This is a genomic window from Nocardia glycosmidis, assembly GCF_052545115.1.
In genome coordinates this window covers 1-20,406 of sequence record NZ_JBQWRH010000019.1, presented here as the reverse complement: position 1 = coordinate 20,406, position 20,406 = coordinate 1, and the positions used below count along the sequence as shown (strand labels likewise).

General features: G+C 64.3%; 25 protein-coding genes and 2 pseudogenes. 17 read left to right on the top strand and 10 right to left on the bottom strand.

Features of this window, described 5'->3' with window-relative positions:
- Window positions 1-230: 230 nt before the first annotated feature.
- The 9 genes from ACT86A_RS22090 to ACT86A_RS22050 all read left to right on the top strand — a co-directional run bounded on the left by ACT86A_RS22090 (window position 231) and on the right by ACT86A_RS22050 (window position 7,063).
- On the top strand, window positions 231-1,421 hold the full coding sequence (locus tag ACT86A_RS22090) for a Rieske 2Fe-2S domain-containing protein (RefSeq protein ID WP_445094094.1): 1,191 nt from the start codon (window positions 231-233) through the stop codon (window positions 1,419-1,421).
- Entirely contained in the window at window positions 1,418-2,257 is an 840-nt protein-coding gene (locus ACT86A_RS22085) for an alpha/beta fold hydrolase (protein ID WP_445094093.1), read from the top strand. Before ACT86A_RS22090 ends, ACT86A_RS22085 begins: the two co-directional genes overlap by 4 nt.
- A complete protein-coding gene (locus tag ACT86A_RS22080; RefSeq protein WP_445094092.1) occupies window positions 2,254-2,526 on the top strand; it encodes a hypothetical protein in 273 nt (90 codons plus the stop codon). Before ACT86A_RS22085 ends, ACT86A_RS22080 begins: the two co-directional genes overlap by 4 nt.
- Window positions 2,527-2,529: 3 nt before the next feature.
- Complete coding sequence (locus ACT86A_RS22075) at window positions 2,530-3,336, top strand: DODA-type extradiol aromatic ring-opening family dioxygenase (RefSeq protein WP_445094091.1); 807 nt, start codon at window positions 2,530-2,532, stop codon at window positions 3,334-3,336.
- A gap of 98 nt (window positions 3,337-3,434) precedes the next feature.
- Entirely contained in the window at window positions 3,435-3,872 is a 438-nt protein-coding gene (locus ACT86A_RS22070; RefSeq protein WP_445094090.1) for a hypothetical protein, read from the top strand.
- Between the two features lie 165 nt (window positions 3,873-4,037).
- Window positions 4,038-5,312: an SRPBCC family protein gene (locus ACT86A_RS22065; RefSeq protein ID WP_445094089.1), complete on the top strand. Its 1,275-nt coding sequence runs from the start codon at window positions 4,038-4,040 to the stop codon at window positions 5,310-5,312.
- 23 nt (window positions 5,313-5,335) lie between these two features.
- Window positions 5,336-5,815 (top strand): aromatic-ring-hydroxylating dioxygenase subunit beta, encoded by a 480-nt coding sequence (locus ACT86A_RS22060; protein ID WP_445094088.1) that lies wholly within the window; start codon window positions 5,336-5,338, stop codon window positions 5,813-5,815.
- 152 nt (window positions 5,816-5,967) lie between these two features.
- Window positions 5,968-6,294, top strand: a complete 327-nt coding sequence (locus tag ACT86A_RS22055; RefSeq protein WP_445094192.1) for an aldehyde dehydrogenase family protein — start codon at window positions 5,968-5,970, stop codon at window positions 6,292-6,294.
- Window positions 6,295-6,595: 301 nt separating this feature from the next.
- A complete protein-coding gene (locus ACT86A_RS22050) occupies window positions 6,596-7,063 on the top strand; it encodes a 2-keto-4-pentenoate hydratase (protein ID WP_445094087.1) in 468 nt (155 codons plus the stop codon).
- A gap of 89 nt (window positions 7,064-7,152) precedes the next feature.
- Here ACT86A_RS22050 and ACT86A_RS22045 read toward each other — a convergent pair whose 3' ends face one another.
- Window positions 7,153-9,471, bottom strand: a complete 2,319-nt coding sequence (locus tag ACT86A_RS22045; RefSeq protein WP_445094086.1) for an ATP-binding protein — start codon at window positions 9,469-9,471, stop codon at window positions 7,153-7,155.
- A gap of 151 nt (window positions 9,472-9,622) precedes the next feature.
- Here ACT86A_RS22045 and ACT86A_RS22040 point away from each other — a divergent pair, with 151 nt between their 5' ends.
- Entirely contained in the window at window positions 9,623-10,411 is a 789-nt protein-coding gene (locus ACT86A_RS22040) for an IclR family transcriptional regulator (RefSeq protein WP_445094085.1), read from the top strand.
- Window positions 10,412-10,763: 352 nt separating this feature from the next.
- On the opposite strand, the gene ACT86A_RS22035 is transcribed toward ACT86A_RS22040, so the two are convergent.
- The 4 genes from ACT86A_RS22035 to mrf are packed head-to-tail and all read right to left on the bottom strand — an operon-like array spanning window position 10,764 to window position 13,589.
- On the bottom strand, window positions 10,764-11,900 hold the full coding sequence (locus ACT86A_RS22035) for a GTP-binding protein (RefSeq protein WP_445094084.1): 1,137 nt from the start codon (window positions 11,898-11,900) through the stop codon (window positions 10,764-10,766).
- Window positions 11,897-12,070, bottom strand: coding sequence for a 50S ribosomal protein L32 (rpmF, locus tag ACT86A_RS22030; protein ID WP_445094083.1), 174 nt, complete (start codon window positions 12,068-12,070; stop codon window positions 11,897-11,899). Before rpmF ends, ACT86A_RS22035 begins: the two co-directional genes overlap by 4 nt.
- Window positions 12,071-12,075: 5 nt before the next feature.
- The gene (locus ACT86A_RS22025; RefSeq protein WP_445094082.1) at window positions 12,076-12,342 is read right to left on the bottom strand and encodes a type B 50S ribosomal protein L31; all 267 of its coding nucleotides are present in this window, start codon (window positions 12,340-12,342) and stop codon (window positions 12,076-12,078) included.
- Window positions 12,339-13,589 carry a ribosome hibernation factor-recruiting GTPase MRF gene (gene mrf, locus ACT86A_RS22020; protein ID WP_445094081.1) on the bottom strand — a complete coding sequence of 417 codons (1,251 nt, stop codon included), beginning with the start codon at window positions 13,587-13,589 and terminating at the stop codon, window positions 12,339-12,341. The genes ACT86A_RS22025 and mrf overlap by 4 nt, the downstream gene beginning before the upstream one ends.
- 77 nt (window positions 13,590-13,666) lie before the next feature.
- On the opposite strand from mrf, the gene rpmB reads away from it, so the two are divergent.
- From rpmB to ACT86A_RS22000, 4 genes are all read left to right on the top strand, one after another.
- Window positions 13,667-13,903 carry a 50S ribosomal protein L28 gene (gene rpmB / locus ACT86A_RS22015; protein WP_445094080.1) on the top strand — a complete coding sequence of 79 codons (237 nt, stop codon included), beginning with the start codon at window positions 13,667-13,669 and terminating at the stop codon, window positions 13,901-13,903.
- Window positions 13,903-14,073, top strand: a complete 171-nt coding sequence (gene rpmG / locus ACT86A_RS22010; RefSeq protein ID WP_445094079.1) for a 50S ribosomal protein L33 — start codon at window positions 13,903-13,905, stop codon at window positions 14,071-14,073. Before rpmB ends, rpmG begins: the two co-directional genes overlap by 1 nt.
- Entirely contained in the window at window positions 14,073-14,378 is a 306-nt protein-coding gene (gene rpsN, locus ACT86A_RS22005) for a 30S ribosomal protein S14 (RefSeq protein ID WP_445094078.1), read from the top strand. The genes rpmG and rpsN overlap by 1 nt, the downstream gene beginning before the upstream one ends.
- A 79-nt stretch (window positions 14,379-14,457) precedes the next feature.
- Window positions 14,458-14,808 (top strand): redoxin domain-containing protein, encoded by a 351-nt coding sequence (locus ACT86A_RS22000; RefSeq protein ID WP_445094077.1) that lies wholly within the window; start codon window positions 14,458-14,460, stop codon window positions 14,806-14,808.
- Here ACT86A_RS22000 and ACT86A_RS21995 read toward each other — a convergent pair.
- Window positions 14,763-15,380: a mycothiol-dependent nitroreductase Rv2466c family protein gene (locus tag ACT86A_RS21995; RefSeq protein WP_445094076.1), complete on the bottom strand. Its 618-nt coding sequence runs from the start codon at window positions 15,378-15,380 to the stop codon at window positions 14,763-14,765. The genes ACT86A_RS22000 and ACT86A_RS21995 overlap by 46 nt on opposite strands.
- 333 nt (window positions 15,381-15,713) lie before the next feature.
- Between ACT86A_RS21995 and ACT86A_RS21990 the strand changes: the two are divergent.
- The 3 genes and pseudogenes from ACT86A_RS21990 to ACT86A_RS21980 all read left to right on the top strand — a co-directional run.
- Window positions 15,714-16,065, top strand: a pseudogene (locus ACT86A_RS21990) (MMPL family transporter); the annotation flags it as partial.
- Window positions 16,066-16,135: 70 nt separating this feature from the next.
- Window positions 16,136-16,405, top strand: a complete 270-nt coding sequence (locus tag ACT86A_RS21985) for a metal-sensitive transcriptional regulator (protein ID WP_445094075.1) — start codon at window positions 16,136-16,138, stop codon at window positions 16,403-16,405.
- Window positions 16,406-16,472: 67 nt separating this feature from the next.
- A complete protein-coding gene (locus ACT86A_RS21980) occupies window positions 16,473-16,889 on the top strand; it encodes a DUF302 domain-containing protein (RefSeq protein WP_445094074.1) in 417 nt (138 codons plus the stop codon).
- A gap of 100 nt (window positions 16,890-16,989) precedes the next feature.
- On the opposite strand, the pseudogene ACT86A_RS21975 reads toward ACT86A_RS21980, so the two are convergent.
- The 4 genes and pseudogenes from ACT86A_RS21975 to ACT86A_RS21960 form a co-directional block, all read right to left on the bottom strand.
- Window positions 16,990-17,568, bottom strand: a pseudogene (locus ACT86A_RS21975) (phosphoribosyltransferase); the annotation flags it as partial.
- Between the two features lie 3 nt (window positions 17,569-17,571).
- Window positions 17,572-18,753 carry a site-2 protease family protein gene (locus ACT86A_RS21970; protein WP_445094073.1) on the bottom strand — a complete coding sequence of 394 codons (1,182 nt, stop codon included), beginning with the start codon at window positions 18,751-18,753 and terminating at the stop codon, window positions 17,572-17,574.
- A 157-nt stretch (window positions 18,754-18,910) separates the two neighbouring features.
- Window positions 18,911-19,594 carry a DUF2267 domain-containing protein gene (locus ACT86A_RS21965; protein WP_445094072.1) on the bottom strand — a complete coding sequence of 228 codons (684 nt, stop codon included), beginning with the start codon at window positions 19,592-19,594 and terminating at the stop codon, window positions 18,911-18,913.
- An 11-nt stretch (window positions 19,595-19,605) separates the two neighbouring features.
- Entirely contained in the window at window positions 19,606-20,160 is a 555-nt protein-coding gene (locus ACT86A_RS21960; RefSeq protein WP_445094071.1) for a flavodoxin domain-containing protein, read from the bottom strand.
- Window positions 20,161-20,406 lie beyond the last annotated feature (246 nt).

The following is a 20,406-nucleotide window of genomic DNA, read 5'->3' as shown; positions in this document are numbered from 1 at the left end:
ATCGACTCGGCCTGGGTCAGGTGGAGGGTGATCCCGAGGGGGATGAGGATGTGGCGGCCGCCGCTGGTGGAGTGGTCGGTGATCGCGCGTCCACCGAATTCCTCGATCCATGCGATACCTACGTACATTTCGCTGACGGAAACGTTCGCTTGCTTATCCTCCGGATCCAGCCTTACATCTACATGTAAAGGCCGATCAAGTATTCGCAATCTGATTATGGAGGATCGCCGATGCCAGTCGTCCAGAAGGAATCTGAGCCCAGCGGGAAATCGCCTGGTAGTGCCGAAGACTCGGGGCAGTCGACCCAGTCGAAATGGCAGCGTTATCTGGACGCTGATCTTGGCTTCAGTAACCATTGGCATCCGGTGATGTTCAGTTGCGAGCTGGACGAGGGCGCCTTTATACCGCGGAAGGTCATGGATGAGGAAATTCTGCTGACTCGAACTAGTGGCGAAGTCCGCGCCGTCAAGGATCGGTGTGCCCACCGCGGGGTGCGTTTCTCGCGGGATCCGCTGTGTTTCAAGAAGGGCACAGTATCGTGCTGGTATCACGGTTGGACCTACAATCTCGATGACGGCGAGTTGTGCGAAGTACTGACCTCGCCGGGGTCTCCGGTAATCGGTCAGGTCAGGATCCCGGTCATTCCCGTCCGGGAGGCCCAGGGGCTGGTCTTCATCTTCGTTGGTGACGAGGAGCCGCACGACCTGGCCGAGGATGTACCGCACGGTTTCCTGGATGCCGACACACACTGTATGGGAATTCGCCGGACGGTGCAGTCGAACTGGCGCCTCGGCGTGGAGAACGGTTTCGACACGACGCATATTCTGGTGCATCGCAATTCTCCGCTCATCGAGGCAAACAACCTCGCTGTACCCTTTGGTTTTGTTCCAGAAGACCGCGGGGCAATAGAGATTCACGACAAGGAATGGCCCCGCGGCGTCGTCGACAACCAGGGGACCAATTATGTTCCGGTTTTCGACGTTCAACTCGACGGGGAAACTGTTCTGCACAAAGATTGGACAGAAGATTTGACGGTGGTGGCGGACAAGCTGAGTGTCTGGCTGCCGGGCGTCAACAAGGTGGATCCGTTTCCGGACCCCTCGCTTATCCAATACGAGTTCTATGTCGCGATCGATGAGACCCAGCACGAATATTTTCAGGTGCTGCAGCGGAAGGTCGAGTCCGAGGCCGAGGTGGCCGCGTTCGAGGAGGAATTCGAGAACAAGTGGCGTGAACTCGCTCTGCACGGATTCAATGACGACGACGTGTGGGCCCGCGAGGAGTTGGAGCACTCCTACCGGAACAAAGGTGGCTGGCACAACGAAAACCTCTTCCCGCCGGACATGTGCATTGTGCACTGGCGCAACCTCGCATCGGCGCGCGCCCGAGGAATTCAGAAAAGTGAGGGAAACAGCAAATGAGTGAAACAACACCCGAGGCCCGTGAGAGGTTCGTCGACGTCCATGGCGTCAAGACCCGCTATTGGGAGGCCGGTGCCGGCGACCCACTGGTGCTGGTGCACGGCGGTGGAGCCGGGGCAGATGCATGGGGTAACTGGGCGGGCTGCTTTCCGGCGTTCAGCATGAATTTCCGTACGATAGCGTTGGATATGATCGGGTATGGCGGCTCGATCAGTAATGACGTCGATTTCGTTTATTCGCAGGCCGCTCGGATATCCCATCTGACAGGGTTTCTCGATGCGCTGGGACTGCACAAGGTGTCGCTCGCTGGAAACTCTATGGGTGGGGCGACCTCGCTCGGCGTGGCCATGCGGGACCCCGATCGGGTCGAAAGGCTGATCCTCATGGGGAGCGCAGGGGTTTATCAGGAGCCTTCATCGGAACTGCAGACGATCCTCAACTATCAAGAACCCAGTTTCGAGGGGATGCGGCGCATCGTCCAGGCGCTGACGCATGACCATTTCCAGCCGAGCGATGAGATGGTTAACTACCGCTACAAACTCACCACGGACGATGCCGTTATGCGAGCCTACAACTCGACAATGGGACTCATCAGGGACGCAGGGACCCTCTACTACGACGAATCCGACATCGCCGCGGTCAAGGTCCCCACGCTCGTCGTGTCCGGGCGTGAGGACGCGGTCGTCCCGCTGTCGTCTGCCGTTCGGTTCCATCAATTGCTCGACAACTCCTGGCTCCACGCGATCCCGCATTGTGGTCATTGGGCGATGATCGAGCGACCGGGCATCTTTGCGGCGGTTACCACCCGATTCCTCACCGACCGGTTGTCGGAATGAGCGCGGAAGAATTGAATCGGCTGTTGGAGGAAGGCTTGGCTCGGGAGAAGTCCTGGGAGGCGATCAGCAAGCGCGATCCCCGCTTCTTCGCAGACTTCGCGCTCTCCGACGGGGAGCGACTGGCTCTGGAGAATCCAGACCCGGGAAAGCTGTCTGCTGTCGGCGTCTACCCGATGCTCGCCATGTGGGGGAGCATGATGCTGAACCCTCGATTCTCCGAACAAATGAGTGCCGGCGAGTACTTCCGTGACATCACCGGGAGGAAGTGAGAAATGGGAGAAATAGCATGTGGTTTCGCCACCTCCCACGTGATGTTCCCGAAAGCGGGCGTCGAGGAGCAGGCGCAGCGTGTGGCCGACGGTTTTGCCGAGATCGGCAGGCAGGTCAAGGCGAGTGGTGCCGATCTTGTCGTGCTGGTGTCCTCCGAGCATGGCCCGACGTTGCTCCCCTCCGGGCCGCAACCCCCGTTCGCCATCGGAACCGGTGAGACTTTCCGGACCTTCGGCGATATGGATGTTCCGCGTGTCACGCTACCTGCACACTCCGATTTCGCGAGGGGATTCGTGCGCTACGCTGCAACCGCGGGCTTCGATATCGCGCCACTCACCGGTTTCCGGGCTGACCATGGAACGGCGATACCGGCGCTGATGATTTTCCCCGAGAAAGACGTTGCCATCGTTCCGCTTATCGTCTCGTCGACCGTCCCTGAAGCGACTGCGACTGCAGCACGGTGTTATCTCCTCGGCCAGGCCCTGGCCGCCTATATCGAAAGTCGATCGGAGAAAGTGGCTGTCATCGGTTGCGGGGGACTTTCCCACTGGCCGGGGATGCCGCAAATGGGCCGGATCAACGAGGAGTTCGACCATGTCTTCCTGGATCTACTCAGTAGGGGTAATGGTGCGCAAGCAGCAGAATGGTCGACCGAATACATTTTGGAGAACGCCGGTAATGGTGGGTTAGAGATCAGGAACTGGATCCTCGCGTCGGCGGCTGTGGGTGACAAAGGAGGGAAACCCCTTTACTACGAGCCAATGTATCAGTGGGTGACCGGCATGGCCGCGTTCGAGTTCGCCAACTGAGGAGGGATCCGTACTGGACCTCGACTGGCGAACCCTTTACCGCAGCAGACCTGATTCCCGTCCAAGGTCAGCGGTGACGCCCGGAGTCGAACGGATCGGTGATCGCGCGCAGAAAGGAGAACTGGACCGTGCACGGATCCTCGTCGGACGGCCCCGCTGAATTCACGGGATTTTACGAATATCCGCTTTACCACCACGGTGAGATCGGCACGTTGAGTGCCATCGCCGGTGCCCGGTATGCGCTGGTTGCCGTAGACATTGCCCTCGACAGGTTGCTCCCCGAGGAAGATCTCGTTTTCTTGCGTGATATCGAGGCCAGTCTTGTGTCGCTTGTACCGCCCGACGGCGACGGGCAGAAGGGATACTGCGACCTCGACCTCGCTTATTCAGCCCATCTAGCAGACAGCCGCCGCCAGGCACTGGCCCTGCGGCCCGATGGTACGGTCCTCGATTCGGCCATTCATGTGGACGATGTCGTCGCGCTCGTCGCTCGTATTCGCGCGGACATCGACGCCGTACCGCACAGGCCCGGGTAAAAAATCTTTATTGCGCGGTTCGTTATATCCAGCGAAACGCTTGTATGACCACCGGGCGTGCCGACCGTTGAATCGAAAGATCAGATGGGCCGATCGCAATCCGAACATGGATGCATTCCCGACCTGATCGAGCACCAGGATTTGTTGATGTGAGGAGAAACGAGAATGACACAGGAGTTGCGCAGCGGCGCTCCAGGGAACGGAAAGACTATACGTGGAGATTCGTCGGCACATACGCCTTATTTGTGGTTCTCGGATCCGGAGGTGTACGCACGTGAGCAAGAGCGGATCTACAAAGGCCCGACATGGAGTTTCCTCGCCCTGAAAGCGGAGATCCCGAATCCGGGCGACTTCAAGGCGACGTACATCGGCGAAACACCCGTCGTGGTTACGCACACAAAGAGTGGTGACCTCACTGCATGGATCAACCGATGTGCGCACCGTGGTGCGATGGTCTGCCGGGAGCCACGCGGAAATGCTCCGAAGCACACGTGCGTGTATCACCAGTGGACCTACGAATCCGACGGTTCGCTGCGCGGCGTGCCGTTCAGGCGTGGGCTCGGCGGCCATAACGGCATGCCAAAGGATTTCGAAGAGAAGAAGTACGGGCTTCAGGTGTTGCGAGTCGAAACGTATCACGGGCTGGTGTTCGGAAGCATGGATCCTGCGGCCCCGACGTTGGTGGATTATCTCGGTCCACAGATGACACCGTGGCTGGACCGGCTGCTCGCCGGTCGGGAGCTCGTCTACCTAGGCTGTGCCCGGCAGTTCTCTCGTTCGAACTGGAAGCTGTACTTCGAGAATATCAAGGACCCCTATCATGCCAGCCTCCTGCATCTCTTCCATGCCACCTTCAATATTGTGCGAGCTACCATGGATGCGCGGGCGATCTCTGATGAGAGGCACGGTCTGCACTCGGTGGTGACCAGCATGCCCAAGGGGGATCCGGACGACGCATCTGCTTATACCGCGGAAAAATTGCGCACGTATAACTCGAGGATGACTTTGCGTGATCCAGAAGTTCTCCGAATGCGTCAAGAATTCGACGAGCCGATCTCCAATTGTATTCAGTCGATCTTTCCCAGCTTGGTCCTGCAGCAGATTCACAATACGCTCGCATGCCGGCAACTGCTACCAAAGGGGCCGGACAGCTTCGAGCTTGTATTTCACTATTTCGGATACGCCGATGATGACGAGGAGCTTCGCGAGATGCGTGTGCTGCAGGCAAACCTGGTCGGCCCTTCGGGCTACATATCGATGGAAGACACCGAGGCGACCGAACTGGTTCAGCGGGTCGTGACGTCAACGCCAGAAGCTCATTCGTCGATTCTCATGGGCCAGGAGAGCAGCCCCGAGGAAGCGCGCCGTTCCAGCATTACCGAAGGGTTGATCAGGAATTTCTGGGCTGGTTACCGCAATCTGATGTGGCCCGCGTCATGATTGTATCGGCCACCTTCCCAACGATGAGTTTTTCAGAACGCCTGTTGATTCGGTTGCGTGTCGACGAGTTTCTTTCCGCGTATGAGCGTTGCATAGATGACGACGATCTCGAAAATTGGCCCGATTTCTTCACTCCGGACGCGACGTACTCGATCCGGCCGAGGGAGAACTGGGACGCCGACCTCCCGATCGCGCTGATGCTGTGCCGGGGGCGCGACATGATGCACGACCGTGTCCGGGCCCAGCGCGAAGCGAACATTTACGGCCCGCACGTATACCGGCACTTCCACAGTGCGCTGCAGGTAGCCGCCACCGACAGCGGTTTTGAGGCGACGGCGAATTACGTGGTCGTTCAGACCCTCAGCGACGGGGAAAGCAAAATCTACCAGACCGGACGGACTTTCGACCATTTGGTTGAAGCCAACGGGGGCTTGCTCCTCAGCCAGCGGCGGGTCGTTTACGACACACACCGCGTACAGACTCTGCTCGTGACACCTATCTGAGGACGTCGGCCAACGATTCAAGCCACACCTGACTCGCATGGGTCGCAACAAAACATAACTACCCTCCGAACCCAAGGACGGACGATCAGGTGGCCCCCTTCGGCCCGGTCATCGTCGCGATCCCGTGGCGCACCGACGACGCGGTCATCGCGATGGCCAACGAGTCCCATTACGGGCTCGCGGCGTACCTGTGGTGCAACGACCTGAACTGTGTGCTGGCGGCCGCTGGCCGGGTGGAGTCGGGCTGGATCCAGGTCAATGAGGCCGGCGGCCAGGTGGTGGGCCAGTCCTACGGCGGCCTGAAACAGAGCAGCATCGGTCGAGAGGGAGTTTTCGCTCGAAGGCATGCTCGAGGCGTTCACGACCATAAAGCAGGTCAACGTGCGCATCGAGTCGAGTCGGGTCGGCCGGAGGCCGCTCGCTGGGAGCCACCGACCAGCCGTGAGCCTGGGCGGTGGCTCCCAGCGAGTCGTCCGTGACGACGACCCAGCGATGTGCCGATACTTGGGCACAGCGGTGGGCAGAACAGACTCCACCCGTGCGAAACATGCTGGGCGCGGACAACGTCGCAGCCGCATACGCGGCACAGCGGGAAGTCACCCGTCGGCGAGAAGCCGCCAGCGGTGTTGTGGTCGGTCGCAAGATCGGCTGGCCGGCGCATTCAGTGCAGGTTCAGTCCGGTGCGGATCAGCCCTTCTACGGTGCGCTACTTGCCGATATGGACGTTTCGGGCAGTGCGGAGGTGCCTTCCGACAGACTGCTGCAGCCGAGATCGGGTTCGTGCTCGAGCGCGACCTAGCCGAGGGGGAGCTCGATTACGCACAGGTGCGCGCCGGAACGGGCTACGCGGTCGCGGCACTAGAGATCCTGGACAGCCGTATTGCGGGCTGGGATGTCGCGATCACGGACACGATCGCGGACAACGCATCGAGTGGACTCTTCTTATTGGCCAAGCAGGCGCTGTCGCTGAACCGGTTCGAACCGTGCGAAGTGATCATGCGGATGCACGCCGACGGCGAACTGGTTTCCGAGGGTACCGGCGCCGCGTGCTTCGGTGACCCGTTGAACGCGCTGGCCTGGCTGGCGCGCACCGCGCGCGAGTTCGGCGAGCCGCTGCGCGCCGGCGAGATCATCCTTTCCGGTGCGCTCGGACCAACGGTTTCCGTGCCATCGGGAGCTCGCATACGCGCCGAGCTCAGTTGGCTCGGTGAGATCAGGGCGACTTTCGCGAACGGCTCGATCCTGTGAATACGTGTAGGTCTTGCTCGGGCGGAAGAGTCCTTCCGGTACACCACAAACAAGGGCACCGAGTCAAGACGCCAGGTTAGACGGCAAGCTCAGTCTGGGTGGTGCGCAGGATCGACCGCACCGGCTATCCAACCGGCAATCTGGCTGCGGGTGTGGAACCCGAGCTTGGCGAGGATGTGTTGGACGTGGCTGTCGATCGTCCGGCTGGACAGCACCAGGTTGGCCGCTATCTCCCGGTTCGTCATGCCCTTGGCCACGAGCCGCGCGACTTCCAGCTCGCGGTCGGTGAGCCGGGAACCAGCAACCTGGCTCGAAGGTTTCTGCGTCTCCGCTGTGCCGGTCGCCCTCAGCACTACCTCTTCGGCGCCTAGCCTTGCTCCTTCTGCTATCAAGGAACCAGCGCGCCGCTCGCCGAGCGCGTCGTGGACACGGGTTTTGGTGGCTGTGTGGCAGGCGGCCAGATGGGAGCTGAAAGCCGCCATCGACGTTCCGAGGTTGTCCCAGATTGCACCGGCTGTCCCCAGCAATCGTGCGCTTTCCGCGTACCGGCCTTCTGAAGCGGCGATCCAGGACAGCAGCTCGATTACGTACGCATTGCCCAGGACGTCGCGAAATTCGAGCTTGATCCGGAGACTGTCGTTCGCCAGTTCCGTCGCACCGGTGAAGTCCCAATCGAGCCACTTTTTCAATGCCAGCGCCCACAACGTGTACGACGCTGCCCAGCGCTCGTCGTAGCGTGCACTCAGTGACAGCGACTTCTCGCACAGTGCGGCCGCCCGGACGAACTCGCCGGCGAACGCGTAAACGACCGCCAACTGAAACGCCGCGAACACCACGCCGGTGGTCTCACCATGGTTCTCGTGGCGCTGGATAGCGCGTTCGTACCGATTCCTGGCCTCGGTCAAGTCCCCGGCGAAGAGCGCGGCCATACCTCGCAGCTGGGCGATGTCGCCGCGCAGTTTCGGCGCATCGACGATCGGCATCAACTCCTCGACGCTGTCCAACCGCGCTCGAGCTGCGGACACGTCTCCCCGGAGCAGTGCGAGGTGTGCATCGACCCACATCGCGTTCGCCCGGGCCGGGCTGGGCTCGCTGGTCAGGGACAACGCCTGATTGAGCCAACGGCGTGCCTCGCCGAGTCTGCCCCCCGCGATCCAATACCACTGGAGCGCCGCTGCCAGAGCACATGCCCGGTCCGCCCGGCCGGACTCGATGTAGCGGTCGAACGCGCTCGCGAGGTTGGCATGGTCGGCTCGGACGCGCTCTAACCAGGTTGCCTGGTTGGGGCCGAACCATTGTTCGAAGCTCTGTTCGGCCAGGCGATGGAAATGGTCTTGATGGGCTAGGCGGAGACGCTCGCGTTCTCCAGCCGCTGCGAGCCGGTCCGCACCGTATTCGCGGACCGTCTCGAGAAGTTGGTATCGTGCACGTCCACCAGTGAATTCGGCGATCACGATGGACTTGCGGACAAGCCCATCGAGAAGATCGATCATCTCGCCTCCGACCAGGCTGTCACCTGAGCACACCTCCTCAACCGAATCGAGAGCGAAACTGCGGGAAAAGACCGACAGGCGCGCCCACAACGTCTGCTCCTTGACCGAGCACAACGCGTAGCTCCAGTCGATGAGCGCCCGCAGCGTCTGCTGTCGCGGTGGCGCCGCGCTGCTGCCGCTGGTCAACAGATCGAAACGGTGATCCAGCCGCTCGAGGACCTCGTTCGCTGACAAGCTGCGTAGCCGGGCAGCGGCGAGCTCGACGGCCAGCGGAATACCGTCCAGGCGTTCACACAGACGGGCCACCGAGTCGCAGTTCTCCTCCGTGACCTCGAACTGCGGAGCGTGGTCGACGGCACGAGCGCGCAGCAGCGCCACCGAGTCGAACTGATCCAGTAATGCCGCGTCCGAGCCCGTGCCGGGACGTGGAGTCGTCAACGGCGGGACAGTGAAGATGCGCTCCCCGAACAGGCCCAGGGATTGGCGGCTGGTCACCATGAACCGCACCCATGGTGCAGCCTTGAGAAGGTCGTCAACGAGCTCTGCGCACGCGTGGACGAGGTGCTCGCAGTTGTCGAGTACAACAAGAAGGTGTTTGTCGGCAAGGTAATGATGGAGCTGCGGCAACGGCTCCCTGCTGCTCTGCTGTACCACCCCGAGCGCGGTGGCCACTGTTTCCGCCACGAGTGCGCTGTCATCGAGCGCGGCCAGTTCGATGAACCACACGCCGTGGCGAAAAGCTCGGCGCGAGCCGTCCGCGACTTTGATCGCCAGTCGTGTCTTCCCGACACCACCGGCACCGGTCAAGGTCACCAGCCGTGATGCCGATAGGTGCGTGCGAACCTCCGCGACCTCGCGATGACGGCCGATGAAGCTGGTCAGGTCCGCCGGCAGGTTTCCGATTCGATCTCTCACGGATCGCACCTACCAACGCCTCTCGAGACCTTGCGGACGCGACGTCCTGGTCGTGCGTTCGGTAGGTGCGGTAGGTAATTCAACGGATGTCGGGCCTGTCTCTTTTTGCCACGATCGAGAATACCTTTGAGGACGCAGGGAGTTACAACAGATGTCGCTGGAAGATTCACGCCGAACGGGTTCTCCGGTAGGGACGTTGGACCGCGCGTTCTTGCTCCTCGATACGTTCCGCCCGGAAGATCGCAGTCTGACATTGGCGGAACTCGCCCGGCGCACTGATATGCCGAAACCGACTGTCTTGCGGATCGCCAGGACTCTGGTGGGTTGGCGTGCGCTCGAGCGGACTGACCTCGGGTATCGGCTGGGTGCTCAGCTGGCCGAACTCGGGCTTATCGCACGGAGCCACCACCCCTTGCGTGATCTCGCGTTGCCGTTCATGAGTGATCTGTATGGGCTTACGCATGGTGCTGTGCATCTGGCAGTGCTCGCCGGTACCCGCACCTTGATCTTGGAGAAGATCGCAAGCCAGAGTTCGGTGGAGATTCCGTCTCAGCCCGGTTCGCGAGGACCAGCGTATTGCACTGCACTCGGAAAGACGCTTCTGGCGTTCTCACCGGCGCAAACTGTGGACAGCGTGATCGCTATGGGACTAGTTCCGCAGGCACCGCACACGATCTCCCGTCCCACTCTGCTGCGCGCGCAGCTTGCTGGGATTCGTCGGACGGGAATCGGATTCGAAAATGAGGAGTCGCGAGCTGGTATCGCTTGTGTTGCAGCGCCGATTTTCGTGGGACATGACACGGTGGTGGGTGCGATCTCGGTCGCAGCCAATACCGGGGCGCCGCAGATCAGTCAGGCCGGACCTGCTATCCGCAAACTTGCGGCCACGCTGTCCCGAGTGGTCACGACGAGCCTGGCCGACGAGCGGAAGGTGGTGTAGTGGAATTCCTTCGGTATCTCATGGTTGTACGCCCGTGACGTTGCCAATCGCCCACTGCATCGGTGAAGCGGCGGTCGGTTCGGCGGTACTCGCCGCACCAGGTGTTCGGTAGGCACAAGCGGTCGGGCATCGGTGCGGAGAACTCGCTGCACGGACCGGCCGAGTACAGCAACCACCAAACGGTGACCTTGAACAAGGTGACCGGAGTGGTCTCCTGACGCGGCAGGGCGATCGTCCGATCCAAAGGCGCGGTGAGACTGTGACGCCGGTCTGTGACAGCACCCCGGCGTCAGAGTCTTGCCGCGGGCCTACCGGTGTCGACGCAAGGAATGGATGTGGCGGTAGCGAGTGGTCACATGTGATCGTGGATGTCGGACCAGGTGGGGAACGGGTCCCGATAGCCACGCCACGCGTGCGGTCCGTCCGCGAGTTCGGTGTCGGTGAGCAGTGCCGCGTCGAGTGCGCCTCGGAGGCGGTCGATGTCGAGGCGGATGCCGATGAACACCAGCTCTTGGCCGGGCTTCTCGGCGGCGGTGCTCCAATACTCGCCGGGTTCGAAGGTCAGGTTCGGGCCCGCCTGAGACCAGATCGCCGCGAACTCGGGGCGGCTGGCGATCCAGCAGAAACCTTTGCTGCGCAGCACTCCGCGCAGGCCATCGAGGACCTGCCCGAGCCGGGCCGGGTGAAACGGGCGTTCGGAGCGGTAGGTATAGCTCCGGATGCCGTATTCCTCGGTTTCCGGGGTGTGCCCGCCGGTCGATTCCTCGGCCCATCCGGGTGTTTCAGCGGCAAGGACCGGGTTGTAGCGGCCGGTGTCGAGCACGGCGGCCAGATCGACCCGGCCGCGCTGGATCCGGTGCAGGTCCGCGGTCGGATTCAGCCGGCGCAGCGTGGCTTCGACCGCGCCGGCCCCCTGCGGGCTGACGAGGTCGGTCTTCGTGAGGAGCAGGACGTCCGCGAATTCCACCTGGTCGACCAGCAGGTCGGCGATACCGCGCTGGTCACCCTCACCCACCGCCAGGTCGCGCTCGGCCAGCGATGGGCCGTGCGCTACCTCGGTGAGGAAGGTCGAGGCGTCGACGACGGTCACCATGGTGTCGAGCCTGGCCAGCCGGGCTAGGGAGAAGCCGTCCTCGAACTCCCAGTCGAAGGTCGCCGCGACCGGCATCGGCTCGGAGATCCCGGTGGACTCGATGACGAGATTGTCGAATCGATCTGCGGTGGCCAGCTTTTCGACCGCCTCGATCAGGTCTTCCCGCAGCGTGCAGCAGATACAGCCGTTGGTGAGTTCGACCAGCTTCTCCTGTGTGCGGTCGAGATGTCCCTGACCGGCGACCAGCGCCGCGTCGATGTTCACCTCGCTCATGTCGTTGACGATGACCGCGACGCGGCGGCCTTCCCGGTTGGCCAGAATGTGGTTGAGCAGTGTGGTTTTCCCGGCCCCGAGGAAGCCGGACAGCACCGTCACCGGCAGGCGGGTATCGGTCACAGCCGGTCGAGATCGATCAGGCCGCGCTTCACCGCGGCGACCAGACGCGGCGGCACCCGGCGTACCACCCCGTTGACAGTCACGGGAATCAGCTGGGGCGCGGTCGCTTTCCACTGTGATCGGCGGTGCCGGGTGTTCGACCGGGATTTGCGGCGCTTGGGTACGGCCATGGTGATCAGGCCCCTTTACCGGGGCGTACGCGGCGGCCGAAGCGCTGCTCGAACTTCTCCACGCGGCCCGCTTTGTCCAGCACTCGGTTGGCGCCGGTCCAGAACGGGTGCGAATCCGAGGTCACGTCGACCACGACCAGCGGGTAGGTGTTGCCGTCGGTCCAGGTCGCGGTGCGATCGCTGGTCGCGGTGGAACGGGTGAGGAAACGCGTTCCGGTGCTGGAGTCCTCGACGATCAGCGGGTGGTAGTCGGGGTGGATGCCGGTTTTCACGACAGTTGTTCTCCTTCTCGTGCGGGCGATAACGGGGTGGATTCGGCGGTGACGCAAGGGTCTTCGTGCCATTCGCCGAATGGGTCGGCGAGGTTCTGCCACGAATCCGGTCGCCGCAGTTCGTCGTCGGTGACCAGCGCCGATTGCAGGGCGCGCTCGATCTCGCTGGGGTCGGCGTGGTGCACCAGCACCACCAGCCAGGAGTGCCGGTCACCGAAGCGTGGGTGCCAGTTCAGTGCGGCCAGAGCGCGCCGCTGCGGATCCTCGGCCTCCTGCTCATGCGGCGTCATCGCGGCCAGCCAGATGCCGGCGGGACCGATGCGCAGCCCGCCGCCGGCAGATTCCAGCCACAACACATGGCGTGGCCGGGTTGCGAGCCATACCCGGCCACGGGCGGTGACGACGCCGTCCAGCAGTGCGTCGACGGCCTCGTGCAGGCGTTCGGGGTGGAAGGGCCGTTGCGCGGTGAACTCGACCAGGCGGACACCGGCGTCGACCTCCAGCGGGGGCCCGCCGGCCAGCAGCGGTGCGTGCGGATCGAACCCGCGGTCGACGCGCTGCTCGGGCAGGGCCGTGAGGATCGCGCCGACATCGGGGCCACCGGTGCTCCAGTGCCGCGCCGCGGTCGGGGCGAGGCGTTGCAGGACCGCGGTCAGCACGGCAACGTCCAGCGGGTCCGGCTCGCCGAACAGCACCACGGCGTCGGCGTGTTGCACCCGCGCGATCGCAACCTGGGCCACGGTGCGGTCGTCGTCGCCACCCAGGTGGTCGGCCAGGGTGTCATCACCTGTCGCGTCCGCCAGCCAGGTGGTGGCATCCACCGCGGCGAGCACCGCCGCGACCCGAACATCGTGTCCGGCCGGCGCATCAACGCGGCCCGAGATACCGGTGACCACCACGTGGTCGATGGCCTCGCAGATCTCTGCTGGTTCGAGCGCCGGATCCAGCAGCAGCACGATGCGCGTCACCGACGTGCGATCGGACAGTGTGCGCAGCAGCGGGAGCAGGTCCTTGCGCAGCGTGCACGACACACATCCGTGCGCCAACTCCACCAGGGTCAGTTGCTCACGGTCGATCGTGGTCAGCGTCCGGGTGACCACTCCCTCGCGCAGCAGCGTCAGATCGTGCTCGACCAGCACCGTTCCGGGCTGAAGCAGCGCCTCACCGAGTTGGCGAACCAGGCCGGCAGTACCGGCGACCACGATCACGGGCGTCCTGGTGTCCACCCCACTCCTTTCGACAATCATTTTCAATATCCGTCGATCGAGCGTACAGTGCCGGAGAACAGTTGTCGAAAATGATTTTCAACAGGAAGGAGTGTGTCATGTCGGCGCACTGCCAGGTGACCGGGCGCACACCCGGATTCGGCAAGACGGTCTCGCACTCGCATCGCCGCACCAGCCGGCGCTGGGACCCCAACATCCAGCGCAAGACCTACTTCGCGCCCAGCCTCGGCCGCCGGGTCACACTGACCGTGTCGGCCAAGGGCATCAAGGTGATCGACCGTGACGGCATCGACGCCGTGGTCGCCCGGCTGCAAGCGCGCGGGGAGCGGATCTGATGGCCGCCAAGAGCACCGAATTCCGGCCGATCGTCAAGCTTCGCTCGACGGCGGGCACCGGCTACACCTACGTCACCCGCAAGAACCGGCGCAACGACCCCGACCGTCTGATATTGCGCAAGTACGACCCGATCGTGCGCCGCCACGTCGACTTCCGCGAGGACCGCTGATGGCGAAGAAGTCGAAGATCGTGAAGAACGATCAGCGTCGGCTGGTCGTGGCCCGCTATGCGCGACGGCGTGCCGAATTACGCTCGGTCGCACGCGATCCCAGCGTGACCCTGGAGGTAAGGGCGCAGGCCCAGCTGGCCTTACAGCGACTGCCCCGCGACGCCAGCCCGACCCGGCTGCGCAACCGGGACACCATCGACGGCCGCCCTCGCGGACACCTGCGCAAGTTCGGGCTGTCGCGAGTTCGCCTCCGCGAGATGGCCCATCGCGGCGAACTGCCCGGTATCAGCAAATCCAGTTGGTAGGAGGAACATTCGTGGCCCAACAGCGATCCGCACCGCGCGCGAGCGCGTCGAGGCACCCCGCAAACCGCGCAAGAACCCGTTGCTGGCCGCGGGTGTCGAGGAGGTCGACGTCCACGGCAACCCGATCACGTTGCGCGCGGCCCTGGGAGGGCGGCCGACGGTCGTCGTCACCTACCGGGGCGCCGTGGTGCCCTACTGCAATCTGGCGCTGCGCGCCTACCAGGAACAGCTCGTACCGGCACTGGCCGAACGCGGTATCGGCCTGATCGCAGTGAGCCCGCAGCAGCCGGACAGCTTGTTGACCACGGCCGAAAAGAACGACCTGACCTTCACAGCTGGCCCAGGTGGTTTTGCCGCAGCTGCGGCACGGTACGGGATAGCACATCAGCGATCGTCCTCGGGGACAGTGAAGGCGGGCGGGCCCTGGTAAGGGCGGTGCAGGGCGGCGAATCCGGGGGTGGTCGCGGCGGTGAGCAGCGCTTGCAGCAGGCCGGCCGCGCGGCTCGGGTGCGGTGGTGCTGTGAGCACGGGACCGGAGAAGCCGCGGCCGTCGACGGCGATGATCGGGCTGCCTCCGCGCCCGCCGAGCGCGGTCTGACTGGCGCGGTGGCCGATAGCGACCGCGGCGTCGTGGTCAGGGTCGTCGAGCGCCGCAATGAGCGCGGGGTCGAGGCCGGTCGCGGAGAGCGCGGCCGCGACGGCCGCGTCGTCGTCGGTGTGCGGCCCGCGTGGGTGCAGTCGGGCGCCCAGCGCCAGGTAGAGCGGTGCGAACGTGTCGGGCCCGTGACACTTGCTGGTAGCAGCGAACACGCGCCCGATCCGTCGTGAGCGGGTGATCATCGGTTCGTGGTCGGCGTCGACGGTTTGACCGTCGTTGAGTACTGCCAGGCTCATCTGCCTGAGAGTGATCGTGTGCTGTTCGCCCGCGCTGTCGAGCAGCCATCGCGCGCTCACCCACGCGAACGGACATATCGGATCCACGTATAGATCGATCTCTGCCACCGGTGTTCCTCCTTCATAGCGTTCGTCCATAGCGGCAGCCCGCCGGGCTCGGGGAAAGGGATGTGTGGCACGCCACCGCGCTCCGCCGGGCATACCCCCTGGGGTATTACGAATTATACCCCCTGGGGTACGGAAGGAGATGGCGTGGAGTCGACGACAAGCCTGGCGGACGCGGCGGTGCGGCAATGACGGAGACGATGATCAGACCGAAGAGCGCAGGGCAGGTGGCGGGTGGCCCGCTGGCGCGACTGGGAGCGGTGGTGGCCGAGACCATGGGCGCCGCGGGCAAGGCGGTAGCGCTGTCGGGATTGACGGTGCTGGTCAGCCTGTCGGATCTTCGCCATCGCGATGGACTACACAGTGTTCCTCCTGGCCACCGCCAAGGAACACTACGAACGCTCGGGCGACCCCAAAATCGCCCACGTCGACGGCCGGGCTCACTCCAGGCTGGTGATCTTCGCTGCCGCCGGGGTCATGGTCGCGGTGTTCTTCTCCTTCACCCTGGCCCAGCCACTACCGCCGAAGGAGATGGGCGTCATCCTCGGCGTCGCAGTCCTGCTCGACGCGACTGTGGTGCGACTCGCCCTGCTACCGGTCACCCTGCGCCTGACCGGGCATCATGCCTGGTGGTCACCCGGCGTGGCTGCGCAAGCTCCTGCCGACGATCAACTTCGCCCACCACTGACCTCACCCACTCTTCCCGGTATACCCCGTGGGGTATGTTGGGAAGGGTCCACGACACGAGGAGGCACACCATGGTCGGCGACGACACCGCGATCACCGAAGTACTCAACAGGCTGCGCCGCGCTCACGGCCAGCTCGCCGGCGTCATCGCCATGATCGAACAAGGACGCGACTGCAAAGACGTCGTCACTCAGCTGGCCGCGGTCTCGCGCGCGCTCGACCGCGCCGGATTCAAGATCGTCGCCACCGGACTGCGCGAATGCCTCACCGGCGACACCGCCGACGGCACGAGCCCGATGACCGTGGAGGAGCTGGAAAAACTGTTCCTCGCCCTGGCTTGAACGACTTCGCCGGCCCATCCGCAGTCCTACCGACGACCAACCCCGCGCACAGAAAGGCACGAATTTCATGAACCTGGGCTTGTCCACCACACTGCACACCAGCTTCGACGAAGCCGTCGCTCGCACCCGAAACGCGCTGTTGCAGCAGGGATTCGGCGTTCTCACCGAAATCGACATGCGCGCCACCCTCAAAGCCAAACTCGGCGAGGACATGGAGGACTACCTCATCCTCGGCGCCTGCAACCCACCCCTGGCCCACCAGGCCGTCAGCATCGACCGCCAGATCGGACTGCTGCTGCCTTGCAACGTCATCGTGCGCCGCGACCCCACCTCCGACACCACCACCATCATCGTCGAGGCGATGAACCCTCAACTCATGGTTCAGGTCACCGACGAACCGGCACTGCAACCCATCGCCGCCCAAGCCGGTGTCAAACTCCAAGCCGCCATCGACTCGCTCGACCACGCCCCCACCCCGCACTGATCCGGCGCTGCTCCGCACCGCTGCAGTGTGGGCGGCACTGGAGGGAATGCAGCAGCGCCTGAAGGCCACCTCCGACCGCTCCCTACAGCCCGGTGGGGTACGTTTCCGGTGTCGCACACACCATTTCGTCGACCAAGGCCCCGAATTCTCGGCAGGTGGATTCCGGAGCCGCCGGAACGGCGACGACGATCCGCTTCGGCTCGCCCATGCCGATCGCCTCGACGGCGGCGAACATGCTCGCGCCTGTGGCCAGGCCGTCGTCGACGAGAATAACGGTCCGACCGGCGACATCCAGGGGTGGTCGGCCACCCCGATAGGCAGCCGCGCGGCGGGCCAATTCGCGTGCCTCGGCACGGGCGATACCGCGCACCTGTTCGGCCGTGAGACGCAACCCCCGAATCATGTCGTCGTTCACCACCATCCGGCCGCCTGCGGCCATTGCGCCGATCGCGAACTCCGGGTTCCCCGGAGCGCCGAGCTTACGCACGATGAGCGTGTCCAGCGGTGCGCCGAGTGCGGCGGCGACTTCCCAGGCGACGGGCACACCGCCGCGTGCGAGGCCGAGCACGATCACGTCCGGATCGCCTCGATAGTGCTCGAGCAGCCCGGCCAGCGCGCGACCGGCCTCGCGACGGTCACGGGAAGATCGGCTGCGGTTCGTCCAGGATGACCGGCGCAGAGGTCATGGCGTACTTCTCTCGTCGATGACCGACGGAAGACGCTGGCGCCCACTGATTCGCAGTGGCAGGCCCAGGGCGGAGCGATCGCAGGCGAGGACCAGATCGGTCGAGGTGATCAGCCCCATCAGCGTGCCGGCGGCGTCGACGACGGCGACCGCGTCCAAGTTGGGCCGAAGCACCGCCCGGGACGCGACATCGCCGAGCGGCTCGTCTTCCCGGGCGATCGCCCCGGCGGGTAGCGAGCGGGCGGCCCGGCCTACCGGCGTGGTAGCGCGTGCCGATTCGGCAACCGCCGCGAGATCCGACCAGGCCACGACAGCGATCGGATGACCGGCACCATCGACCACGGGGAAAACCCGATGACCGCTGGCCACCGCGTCCGAGTGCAGCAGTTCGGTAATCGACCAGGCCGCCGGAATCGCCATCGGACGGGCCGTCATCACGTCGCTGACCTTGCTGTCGCCCAGCCGATGTCGCAGGCCGGCAACGGTGAGTTCCGCGAATGCCGCGGACTGCAGGAACCAGCCCAGCAACATCAGCCACAGCCCGCCGAGATGTCCGAAAAGGATCAATTCGGCGAGACCGATCATCAGCAGCAAGGTCCCGAGAAATTGCCCGCTGCGCGCGGCCCAGGTCGCCGCACGCAACCGGTCACCGGTGCGCCACCAGATCGCGGCACGCAAGACGCGGCCACCATCGAGGGGCGCGCCGGGCAGCAGGTTGAACAATCCCAGCACCGCATTCATGGCGGCCAGCCACACCAGGACAGCGGTGATCGGCCCGTCCGGGTCCACCGCCGCGCTGGCAGCGGCTGCGAGGAACGCGACGACGGCGATCGCCAGGCTGGTGAGGGGTCCGGCCACGGCGATGCGCAGATCGGTCCGCGCGTCCCGAGGTTCTTCGGTCAATTCGGAAACACCGCCGAGCAGCCACAGCACGACCCGCTCGACCCGGACCCCGTTGCGGCGCGCGACTATCGAATGCGCGAGCTCATGCGCTAGTAGCGCGGCGCACAGCATGATGGCACCGATGACCGCTGTGGCCCATACTGCGGCCGTGGCGGCCGTGCCGGTCAGGTAAGAGCCCAGGATCCAGGTGAACAGTCCGACCGTGACCAGCGCCGACCAGTGGGCGCCGATGCGAATCCTGGAGATCCGGCCGAGCGGAAATGTTTGACGTATCACCCCATGCCGTCCAGCGTGGTCAGGCCGCCCGGTTTTCTCCATGGTCGGCGTTGCTGTGTGGGCGGAGTCGAGCCGTTTATGCGCGCCGCACCCGCCGGCTCGAGCCCACTGGTGGTGACCGCGAGGGCGGGTACGAATCGCGCTGTGTCTGGGATGGTCACGAAACACCTTCCCGGTGACCGGGCCGATCAGCGGTTGGTGTCCCCGAATCGGTCAGTCCTTCGGTGAGTAAGATCGGATGCACCTGCTGGGCGGCGGATACTTGTGCCGTGTCATGCGATTGGCCGCCGGGCTGCTTCTCCAACCCCCGACCGAGCACTGCCACAGCGTCGGACAGCGCGCGCAGCCGGTTGTCGAATTCGTCGAAGCGAGACGGTTCCGGCTGGGTGACGACGTCGGCCTGCAACGTACCGGCGAGTTCGCTGCCCAGCAGGATGCGCCGCAGATCATCCGGCAGCAGCGCGAAGACGTGGTCGAGCTGTCCGGCGGAGAACAAGTCGGCGAGCACATCGGTGACCGCGCCGGCGAGCGCGGCCGCCTCGTCCTCCGAAACGCCTGCCTCCTGCGCGAATTGGTCGAGGAACGAGGGCACGTCGTGCGAGACCGGCACATGGGCGGGAACCCAGCCCTCGTAGAAGATTCCGCGCAGCAGTTCGGGCAATTGGGCGGCCAGGTGGGCGGCCGAGTCGACATTGATGCGGTCACGCACCGAGTGCAGCCAGGCGCGCAGCGCGCGGTGCGCGAATGCCCGGTCCTCGGTGGCGAGTCCTTCGACGATGGCGCGCAGCCACTCGTGCGCCGTGTGGACCGCTGGTGCGAGGGGGTCGCGGTGATAGCTCATGGGTGCGCCTATCACGGGTGAATCGTTGTGGAGTGGGACTTCGGCAGCCGCAGACTCTGGGCGATGGTGTCCGTCCACGCGCGGATCGCCGCCCAGTCGCGCAGGTCCCCGTAGTGGCCGCCGCCCATAAGCCGGTAGAGGATACGGGTGTGCGGGGAGATACCCGCGCGTTCGTAACGTCCTGCGAACGCGTGGTAGTCGCGTGCCGCGATGGAATCGCGCAATGTGGCGATCTTCTTCGGTACGAACCGACCGGCAGCGCGGCCGATCGGCCCGCGCAGGGCCGGGGCGAGTCCCACGCTGAACAGCCAGACGTTGCGGCTGGACAGCTCGTCGCGGTGGGCGTGCACGTACTCGGTGGCGGCGGGTAGGAAATCCATGTCGTGCACGGCGCTACCCAGTACGAGTGTGTCGAAACGGGACAAGTCGGGGGCATGGTCGATATCGGCGAGCTCGACAATCGCGTCGCGGCCCGCCAGTTCGTCGCTGATGAACTCGGCGATATCGCGGGTCGATCCCTGTTCCGTCGCGTAGACAATCGCGATGCGGGGTTCTTCCTGGTTCATATCGAGAAGCCTCCTCGCACGCGTCCCGCTCGGTGAGAGACCTCATGCCCGGGCTGACGGGACCATGGTCACCGTCCGGCTCCGCTGCTCGGTTCCGCCGTAGGGCGTGTCGTGGGGGCGCAAGATCAGGCGTCATTTCCTCGCGCGCCGAGCGTGCGCCGCGCAGGCTGCCGCTGCACCGGGGCGAAGGTCCCGCCATGGTGGGCACTACCCGACCGTGACAGCCCGGGAAAACGACGGAGGTCA